This is a genomic window from Weissella confusa (genome assembly GCA_041871065.1).
In the GTDB taxonomy this organism is placed as follows: domain Bacteria; phylum Bacillota; class Bacilli; order Lactobacillales; family Lactobacillaceae; genus Weissella; species Weissella confusa_A.
The window spans coordinates 412501-417500 of sequence record CP168942.1; the positions used below are offsets into that span (position 1 = coordinate 412501).

At 43.1% G+C, this 5000-nt stretch carries 5 protein-coding genes and 1 rRNA gene (2 of these 6 only partly in view); 2 read left to right on the forward strand and 4 right to left on the reverse strand.

Annotated elements, in window-relative coordinates:
• Window positions 1–318, forward strand: the 3' portion of a protein-coding gene (locus ACAW68_01715) for an AAA family ATPase (protein ID XGA16316.1). It extends 237 nt beyond the left edge of the window; the window shows 318 of its 555 coding nt (coding positions 238–555); its start codon lies beyond the left edge, outside the window; the stop codon is at window positions 316–318.
• Window positions 319–363: 45 nt separating this feature from the next.
• On the opposite strand, the gene ACAW68_01720 is transcribed toward ACAW68_01715, so the two are convergent.
• From ACAW68_01720 to ACAW68_01735, 4 genes are read right to left on the reverse strand one after another with little or no spacing between them, the layout of a single operon-like run.
• Window positions 364–846: a hypothetical protein gene (locus ACAW68_01720; GenBank protein ID XGA16317.1), complete on the reverse strand. Its 483-nt coding sequence runs from the start codon at window positions 844–846 to the stop codon at window positions 364–366.
• 43 nt (window positions 847–889) lie between these two features.
• Complete coding sequence (locus ACAW68_01725; GenBank protein ID XGA16318.1) at window positions 890–1576, reverse strand: hypothetical protein; 687 nt, start codon at window positions 1574–1576, stop codon at window positions 890–892.
• On the reverse strand, window positions 1566–2291 hold the full coding sequence (locus ACAW68_01730; protein XGA16319.1) for a hypothetical protein: 726 nt from the start codon (window positions 2289–2291) through the stop codon (window positions 1566–1568). The genes ACAW68_01725 and ACAW68_01730 overlap by 11 nt, the downstream gene beginning before the upstream one ends.
• An 18-nt stretch (window positions 2292–2309) precedes the next feature.
• Window positions 2310–3002 (reverse strand): ABC transporter ATP-binding protein, encoded by a 693-nt coding sequence (locus ACAW68_01735; protein XGA16320.1) that lies wholly within the window; start codon window positions 3000–3002, stop codon window positions 2310–2312.
• Window positions 3003–3628: 626 nt separating this feature from the next.
• On the opposite strand from ACAW68_01735, the gene ACAW68_01740 reads away from it, so the two are divergent.
• Window positions 3629–5000 (forward strand): 16S ribosomal RNA (locus ACAW68_01740); it runs 205 nt beyond the window's last position.

Here is a 5000-nt window from a genome sequence, read left to right on the forward strand (position 1 = left end):
GATACTTATGGTGATTGGCTGGCAGAATTGTTTGAGAAGTATCGTGGCGCAGCGTGGTATTTGAATGCCTCATTGGCAACGACTAAGGTTAGACATGCCAGTAGAATGCAAAGCAAAGAGTTTGGCGACGAAGAACTAGATGCATGGTATCGGCCACATGACACAATCGATGAGCTGAATGAATATCTGGTCCCTGAAACTTGGACGAAAGACGACACAGTGATGGCAATTTTGCGTACACTATCTGATATAAAGCAGACTGAAAATGTCGAAGGTTTTAGACAAACAGCTGATGTGATAAATAAAGAAGAATCGTAATTCAGAAAAGGTCCCGCATCACATATCGATGCGGGACCTTTTTAACTAGTTTGGATAAGTTAATGTTTTCAATGCCTTATTGTTAGAATCAACAACTTTAATAGTTAATCTAGGGTTTTTAGTACCAGCTTCAGTAATTGATCGAAGGACTTTCTGGGCTAATTGGTCAACTTGATCACCGTTAGTAGTAAGCGCCATGTTAATCATTGCTGGCGAGAGCTTATCAGAAGTGACCGTCAATGTCACTGAGTCGTTTTTTGCGACAGCGTTTGTATCTGAAAATAGTCCTCTTGAGCTCTGCTTCAAGTTAAAAGCTTCGTTGTTCAACTGAAGGGCGACATCATCTGGTGTCATAGGCGCCAGTTCGACGTTTTTAAGTTTTGCACCTGCGGCCAGTGTGCCATCCTTAATGGGCAGTATGTCGGTGACGCGCTGCTCGACGAAGTGTCGCTCCAGCTGAATACCACCAAAAATAGCGATACCTAGTATTAAAAGTATGCCAATGGTTATTTTCCAACCTTTTTTCATATTTCCCCTCCTTAAATCTGTACAGACTCACTATACCGCGATTTTAAGCAAACGGCTTAATTTTTGAAATGAGATAGTTTCCTAACACGAGTGCGATGTTCGCCGAGATGAAGAGTTTCAGACTAACAATTAGAAGTGCCCGTTGGTCGAAACCAATGGCGGCCATATAGCTAAATCTGATTAACCAGGTCGTGGGAATAAAAAACATCGTATGATCAAACAATGCTGTTTCTGCTATTAGGGCAATCACAGCAGCGCCTGTCATGATTAGATAGGCAATTGGCGCATTAAAATTCCGCGACAGTATATAAGTGATTTGCCCTACCATCAACAAGTTGAGCATTAGCAGTAATGGTAGCCAACTTATGGATACATGCGTCATATGAACTAGGACGCCATAACTAATAAGCGCAAGTACGCCATGAAGCATCCAATGCGTCAGAATTTGCATCTCGCCCCATGTAAAGTAGGCATTTTTCAGATGAGTTGTAATCATAAAGTTTCCTGCTGACCGGTCACACTGTACGGTTTGAATAATTGAGATGCTCAGTAATAATGGACTGAATAACCCTATGAACAGTTTGACTAGGACGACAAACTGACCAGGTTGTTGTAGGCGTGGTAAGTAAAGGGCGAGTACAAAAGTTACCACGAGATAACTGAGTAGCACCGCTGGTAGTAATCTTTTTCGATGTTTGATAAATTCAACGGCTAGAATTTTACTTGGCATGGTTTTGTCTCCTTGTATGTAAGTACAGGATGCCTTCCAGTAGCGCAACCATGACAAACGTTGTGATGATTGCTGGTCCAATAAGGCTATTGCTGTAATGATCTATAGCCAGGCCGTTTGGATTAACGCCAGCCAAATGCGCAATGTTATAAGTTGCGACGGACCATGGGGTAGGTAGTGTACCTACGCCTGATATTAGTAGAGATAACACTGCCAAAACAGTAATAAAATTAGGCAGGTTGATGATTAACAGATAGATTACTGGTAATAACCATGATGCGAATAGTGCTATAAATAACATTGGTAGTACTATTCCCTGGTAGAGGTTGAGATCGGATATGCCAGATGTGAATGCTATAAATGTAAGGGATAAAACTTCGTAAAGAACCAAACCTTTAAAGAATAACCAGTACAGATTTAATACTAGGGCATGATAGTAGGTTGGCATATCAATAACTGACTGACGGACATTAAAGAAATTACCCGCGACCTGTTCTTGTCTAGCTTTTTCGAACGCCAATACAGTGAGGCCGGTATATAGCCATATGGTTGTAAAGTTATTTTGAAAAGTTGCCAGACGGATGTTGTTTGGTAGAGACGTAGGCAGTAACCAAATGCTTGTAAAAACGTTGGCGATGATATTGGTAGCGACGACCACCCAGCTAATATGACTGTGGCGTAGCTTTAAATATTCCATCGATAGATAACGGTTCATGATGTTTTGGCGCCTCCTTTAGTTGTTATGATCACGATAAATAGTCGTGAGTTCTTCAGGAGTATAGTTGCCACTGGTCGAAGCGTACTTTATTTCACCATGTTTCAAAATAGCGAAAGCATCGAATACGGTCGCCAATTCAGTAATTTGATGCGTGGTTATCATAATGGTCATACCGTCAGCAGCTAGGGTATGCACAATAGACTTGAAGTCATCAACGCCGGCCATGTCCAATCCATTAGTTGGCTCATCCAAAATTAGAAACTGTGGGTTATGGATAATAGCCATGGCGATACCTAACCGTTGCTTCATGCCCAATGAGAAGTTCTTCACCCTTAACTTGTTGCTGACGTCAGCTAGACCAACCGTCTTAAGCGTCTTGTTAATCGACTCTGCTGGTAGATGGTATAAGAGAACCATGATTTGTAAATTTTCGTGTGCGGTCAAGTTCGGGTAAATAGCAGGTAGTTCGATGAGGGCGCCAAAGTCCTTCGCTTGATCACGCGGTAATGGTTGATTGTTATAAGTCATTGATCCTGAGAAATGCTTATTAAGGCCGAGAATCGTTTTCAATAAGGTTGTCTTACCAGCACCGTTGTCACCCAATAGGCCAAAGATGCTACCGGATGGAATAGTGAGCGAGACGTCACGTAGTATTTGTTGCCGGCGATGCTGCACGGATAAGTTTTCAATAAGTAAGGTATTACTCATGTTGTTGCTCCTTAAAATGACAAACTATGCTTGAAGTTGGCAGGCTATTCACCAAACACCAAGCAGTTACCGTTAGGATACCGCTTTGGAAATTGATAAGTGTATACATTATTGAACGTATAATTAAGCCTTACATATAAAGGTTAGATACCTAATCGATAAAATGTGTAATGCGTCCGGTTAATGGTAGATATATCTGGTACGTTGGTGAAACATTTGGAAGGATATAAATCCTGTTTTAGCTATTGCACTGATTTAATAAAAGGGGTAATATGTTCAAGTTGTCTTTTGAAGAAAGCAACGCCAAAAAGATGTTCAACAAAGTTGTTGACATTTAGTAAAACGTTCTGTATTATATATTAAGTCGTCTCAGGGATATGAATTATCTATGAACGACGTATGAAAATTGATTGGAATTAGTTGTTGACATTTCATTCTTTCTTCTGTAATATAGATTAAGTCGTCAAGGCGACGACGTAGGTCATTGAAAACTGAATATCGTTTCGATGAAACAAATGTGTAGGGTCATCAAGCTAAGCTTGATGCAAAAACATTTGCGAAGTCAATTCGCTAGTAAATTCGTTTAACTTCTGTTAAACAACAAAAATTGAGTTATACTCAAACTTCAAATTGAGAGTTTGATCCTGGCTCAGGATGAACGCTGGCGGCGTGCCTAATACATGCAAGTCGAACGCTTTGTGGTTCAACTGATTTGAAGAGCTTGCTCAGATATGACGATGGACATTGCAAAGAGTGGCGAACGGGTGAGTAACACGTGGGAAACCTACCTCTTAGCAGGGGATAACATTTGGAAACAGATGCTAATACCGTATAACAATGACAACCGCATGGTTGTTATTTAAAAGATGGTTCTGCTATCACTAAGAGATGGTCCCGCGGTGCATTAGCTAGTTGGTAAGGTAATGGCTTACCAAGGCGATGATGCATAGCCGAGTTGAGAGACTGATCGGCCACAATGGGACTGAGACACGGCCCATACTCCTACGGGAGGCAGCAGTAGGGAATCTTCCACAATGGGCGAAAGCCTGATGGAGCAACGCCGCGTGTGTGATGAAGGGTTTCGGCTCGTAAAACACTGTTGTAAGAGAAGAATGACATTGAGAGTAACTGTTCAATGTGTGACGGTATCTTACCAGAAAGGAACGGCTAAATACGTGCCAGCAGCCGCGGTAATACGTATGTTCCAAGCGTTATCCGGATTTATTGGGCGTAAAGCGAGCGCAGACGGTTATTTAAGTCTGAAGTGAAAGCCCTCAGCTCAACTGAGGAATTGCTTTGGAAACTGGATGACTTGAGTGCAGTAGAGGAAAGTGGAACTCCATGTGTAGCGGTGAAATGCGTAGATATATGGAAGAACACCAGTGGCGAAGGCGGCTTTCTGGACTGTAACTGACGTTGAGGCTCGAAAGTGTGGGTAGCAAACAGGATTAGATACCCTGGTAGTCCACACCGTAAACGATGAGTGCTAGGTGTTTGAGGGTTTCCGCCCTTAAGTGCCGCAGCTAACGCATTAAGCACTCCGCCTGGGGAGTACGACCGCAAGGTTGAAACTCAAAGGAATTGACGGGGACCCGCACAAGCGGTGGAGCATGTGGTTTAATTCGAAGCAACGCGAAGAACCTTACCAGGTCTTGACATCCCTTGACAACTCCAGAGATGGAGCGTTCCCTTCGGGGACAAGGTGACAGGTGGTGCATGGTTGTCGTCAGCTCGTGTCGTGAGATGTTGGGTTAAGTCCCGCAACGAGCGCAACCCTTATTACTAGTTGCCAGCATTCAGTTGGGCACTCTAGTGAGACTGCCGGTGACAAACCGGAGGAAGGTGGGGATGACGTCAAATCATCATGCCCCTTATGACCTGGGCTACACACGTGCTACAATGGCGTATACAACGAGTTGCCAACCCGCGAGGGTGAGCTAATCTCTTAAAGTACGTCTCAGTTCGGATTGTAGGCTGCAACTCGCCTACATGAAGTCG

What these genes read in the sequence shown, in the direction of transcription:
- ACAW68_01720 (XGA16317.1), bottom strand. Translation starts at nt 846, where the DNA reads ATGAAAAAAGGTTGGAAAATAACCATTGGCATACTTTTAATACTAGGT.
- ACAW68_01725 (XGA16318.1), bottom strand. Translation starts at nt 1,576, where the DNA reads ATGCCAAGTAAAATTCTAGCCGTTGAATTTATCAAACATCGAAAAAGA.
- ACAW68_01730 (XGA16319.1), bottom strand. Translation starts at nt 2,291, where the DNA reads ATGAACCGTTATCTATCGATGGAATATTTAAAGCTACGCCACAGTCAT.
- ACAW68_01735 (XGA16320.1), bottom strand. Translation starts at nt 3,002, where the DNA reads ATGAGTAATACCTTACTTATTGAAAACTTATCCGTGCAGCATCGCCGG.